At 67.5% G+C, this 3693-nt stretch carries 6 protein-coding genes; all 6 read left to right on the forward strand.

What is annotated here, in order from left to right:
* The coding region (locus VFU06_14420) for a hypothetical protein (GenBank protein HEU5210584.1) at positions 1-221 on the forward strand (221 nt) is incomplete at its 5' end.
* A 422-nt stretch (positions 222-643) separates the two neighbouring features.
* Entirely contained in the window at positions 644-1345 is a 702-nt protein-coding gene (locus tag VFU06_14425; protein ID HEU5210585.1) for a hypothetical protein, read from the forward strand.
* 14 nt (positions 1346-1359) lie between these two features.
* Positions 1360-1638, forward strand: a complete 279-nt coding sequence (locus tag VFU06_14430; protein HEU5210586.1) for a hypothetical protein — start codon at positions 1360-1362, stop codon at positions 1636-1638.
* A gap of 150 nt (positions 1639-1788) precedes the next feature.
* The gene (locus VFU06_14435) at positions 1789-2385 is read left to right on the forward strand and encodes a dihydrofolate reductase family protein (GenBank protein HEU5210587.1); all 597 of its coding nucleotides are present in this window, start codon (positions 1789-1791) and stop codon (positions 2383-2385) included.
* 16 nt (positions 2386-2401) lie between these two features.
* Positions 2402-3328, forward strand: coding sequence for a hypothetical protein (locus VFU06_14440; GenBank protein HEU5210588.1), 927 nt, complete (start codon positions 2402-2404; stop codon positions 3326-3328).
* 29 nt (positions 3329-3357) lie between these two features.
* The coding region (locus tag VFU06_14445; protein ID HEU5210589.1) for a TonB family protein at positions 3358-3693 on the forward strand (336 nt) is incomplete at its 3' end.

The raw sequence follows: 3693 nt of genomic DNA on the forward strand, positions 1-3693 counted from the left end.
CCTACCGACGCCTCGAATGGCAGGCCGACTTCGATTCCTGGGATGCGACCACGGAGACGTCCTACACGGACGGGAGCACCATCGTCTCCGGCGCGCCGAAAAGCAGCGCACCGTCCAGCGGTAAATGGGTCGCATACTACGTGAAGAGCTACAACTCCGTCGGCGAGAGCTCGGGCTCGGCGATCTTCTATTATCCGTATACGGGAATCGCACCGTATTGATCCATCGGGGGGGCGCGGCCGCGGCGCCCGCCGCGGCCGCCGTTACCCCGACTCCGATGGTGGTTGCCGGGGATCGTCGTGTTGTTCGCTGCGGCTGGCGCGGTGTACGGGGCCGTCAGCAGTGTGACGACCATGGGCCGTGCGGCATGCTACGGAGGGCTCGTCGGCTGCCTTCAGGCGCTCGCTGCCTCGCGCACCGGCCGCCGCAAGCAAGCTGCATACGCCCGCGTTGCGCGCTACGGCCACGATCGTGCGTGGCCGCCGAGCGCGGAGCACCTCCACGCGATACGTTCCCTGCAGCTCCGCGAACCAGCGGCCACCGGCCTCGCCGCCGCGTGTTCGTGCTGGCCCAGCGGTCGTTCAACTTCGACGTCACCAGGAAACCGACCGCCAGGCGGTAGCCGCAAGTCGTCCATTTTCGCATGCGCATTCCCCCTGATGTGAGACTTCCCGCGGTCGCGAGCATCGCGCTGCTCGTGCTGTCTGGCTGTGTCGAGGTGCAGCGGCTTCGCGCGACCGCCTCTTCACCGGGCTTGCACAGCGCATCAACCTCGTGCCAGGCGACGCCGATCGACTCCGCCGCGGCGCAGCGCCTCATGGACCACGTCGAGCGCGCCTACGGACGAGAGCCAGACGCACGCGGCTATTTCGAACTGCAATCAGCCACCGCGGCGCTCGTCGATCACGGACGCTGCCTGACGGCGGTGGCGCTCTCGTACGACCGCGAGCTCGGCGGCGGCATGGTCATCCTCGACCCTCGACGGCCGGATGGCGTACCCCTGGCCGCCTTCGACTATCAGGGTGCGCGCGAGCCGTTCGCCGCCGGAGCCGGCCGCCTCGGCGTCACCTACACGCACGTTCGGGGGTATGGGCTGTACGAGAGCCGCATCGCTGTCGCATGTGCGCTGGAGGCGGCCTGGAACGAGTGCCTCTCGGTGACTCGCGATATGCGCACCACGGTGGTCGGGGCGGAAGCCCCCCTCCATGCGGAGCAGGAGACGGCTGTCGCACTGCGGGGGGACACGCTGGTGCTCCGGCGGACGGTCACCTACGAGCGCGAAGGTGAACCGTCGCGACGTCCGACCACGAGCGTATCGCGGCTGGTGCTGCCGGCCGTCCCCTGAGAGCGGAGCGTTCGATGATGGAAGTGCATCAGGCAAGTCTCCGTGCACTGTGCCGCATGTCCGCAGAGGAGCTGGAATCCGCGGAGGCGGAATCGGTGCGCCGTGACTGTGCGGATGCACTGCGACTCGAGCTGGATTGCCGCCAGCTGGAGCTCGGGGTGTCCGAGCGCGAGGTGCTGGCGCACCTGAGCGACCTGCTGGAGGCATCGTCGTATGACGGCGTAGCGCTTGCGGCCGCCGTGCGAGCCGCCGCGGGGATGCTGGGCGCCGCCACTCCCGATCGCACCATCTGATATCGGCTGCGCCAGCCCGCACGCGATGCGTCGGGCTTCGCGCTGGACAGTTCTCCGTTCAGCCGCCATCGTTGCGCACGCTCGACCGTCACGCGCAGGTTGAACGGGCCACTGGACTGCTTCCAGACATCTCGACCCGGTGAGTGACTCATGGGCGCCGCATCCATGCAGGAGGCCACGACGCATCCGATGACACGACGGCTCATCATGTGGAACCTCGTAACGCTCGAGGGCTTCTTCGAGGGTCCGAAGAAGTGGGATCTCGATTGGAGCGCGTACGTGTGGGGCGACGAGCTGGAGCGGTTGTCGCTGGAACAGCTCCGGAGTGCCGACGCGCTGTTGTTCGGCCGGGTGACGTACGAGGGGATGGCCGCGCATTGGTCCGGGGCGAAGGGCCCGATCGCCGGGTTCATGAACAGCGTTCCCAAGGTGGTGTTTTCCAGAACGCTCGCCAATGCGGACTGGAACAACACCCGACTGGTGCGAGAGCATGCGGCTGAGGAAGTCGCGAAGCTCAAAAGCGCCTCCGGGCAGAACCTCTATGTCTTCGGTAGTGCGGATCTCTCGGCCACGCTGATGCAGCATGACCTGTTCGACGAGTACCGTCTGTGCGTGGTTCCCGTGGTGCTTGGCGCGGGAACGCCCCTGTTCAAGACCAGCACCGAACGCAAGAGGATGACGCTGCGGGAAGCGCGACACCTGCAGTCCGGTGGCGTCATCCTGTTTTGTGAACCGTGGCGGGCCTGACCTGCGAGGTCGAGCGATGCGCGTCGCACTGCTGACGGCCTTGATCGCAGCGGCAGCGTGCGATGTTACTCCCTCCAGCGGGCGACCGATGCGCCTGGTGGTGGGTTCGTCCGACACCGTGATCATCAACAGTATGCGCCCCGTCCAGCTTTCGGCGCGTGTGTTCGATTCGGCAGGGAGCCTGCTCCCTGGCGACGGGGTGCGTTATCAGTGGCTTTCCGGGGCGCCGCTGCCCCTGAGCGCGACTGGCGTGGCGACGTGCGCACAGGCCGGCGACGCCATTGTCCGTGCATCGCTTGGAGCGTTGGTTGCGCGCGTGGCGGTTCGCTGCCGACCGGTGCATGAAGTTCGTTCGATGCGAATGGTGAATCTTCTGGTCGGCGGTCCATCGCAAGAGATCCCGTTCGAGGCCGCCGATAGTGCCGGGAGGCCCGTGACGCTGCTGGCTGGCTACGTCACTGTCCGCGACAGCGGGATTGCGACGGTGCAAGGCAGCCGTATCACCGGCCGGACTCCCGGGACGACGTCACTCGATATGCGCATCGGTGATCGGACTGCCCACGCATCGGTGCATGCGTACGCGTTGGTGGAGACTGTTGATTCCATTCGAGCCGGGCAGCACCTCGCCGTGCCGGTACGGCTCAGCCCCGGTGAAGCACGCGAGTGGCGCCTCCCGGCGGCCGGGGAGCCGTACTTTGTAACGGTCATCGCCGACGCCGACGATCAGCCGAAGCTGCGAATTTACGTGGTGGGGGCGGACTGCAGCCCCGGTCTCGACGGGAACAGCTATTTCTGCACGGCACGGCAGCAGACCCGAGTAGGGATCTCGTATCCGACGCAACCTCGGTCGGGGGAGCAGGTGAGCGGCGCGCTGGCGGTCTGGCGACGGGACCGGCCCTCGCGTTCGTCCAGGTCGGGCCATGGGGCGACACGGACTGGCTGACCGTGCCTGCACGGTGTCAATTACGGCGGATGCGACGACTCCCCCTGTTCGGCACCGCCGTGGTGATGGGAATCCTGGCGTGTCGCCCGGCGCAGACAGCGCAGCGACTGGAACCGGTCGCCGCGGAGCCGATGCCCCGCTTCCCGGACGTGCTGCGCGCAGCACGGCTCTCCGGCGTGGTCGAGCTGGCGATCCCCGTCGCCGCCGACGGCAGCGTGACGGGCAGCCCGCGCGCGATCGAGTCGACACACGACCTGTTCCTCATCGCGGTACGCAATGCGGTCAGGCGGTGGCGCTTCCGGCCGGTGGACTCGCGCGGCGCACTGCGGCCCGACAGCGCTCGCGTGCGATTCACGTTCGCCATC

It is taken from the genome of Longimicrobiales bacterium (genome assembly GCA_035764935.1).
Classification (GTDB): Bacteria; Gemmatimonadota; Gemmatimonadetes; order Longimicrobiales; family RSA9; genus DASTYK01.

Excerpts from the sequence above, each read along its gene's own strand:
- VFU06_14440 (HEU5210588.1), top strand. The coding sequence starts at position 2,402 with ATGCGCGTCGCACTGCTGACGGCCTTGATCGCAGCGGCAGCGTGCGAT.
- VFU06_14425 (HEU5210585.1), top strand. The coding sequence starts at position 644 with ATGCGCATTCCCCCTGATGTGAGACTTCCCGCGGTCGCGAGCATCGCG.
- VFU06_14430 (HEU5210586.1), top strand. The coding sequence starts at position 1,360 with ATGATGGAAGTGCATCAGGCAAGTCTCCGTGCACTGTGCCGCATGTCC.
- VFU06_14435 (HEU5210587.1), top strand. The coding sequence starts at position 1,789 with ATGGGCGCCGCATCCATGCAGGAGGCCACGACGCATCCGATGACACGA.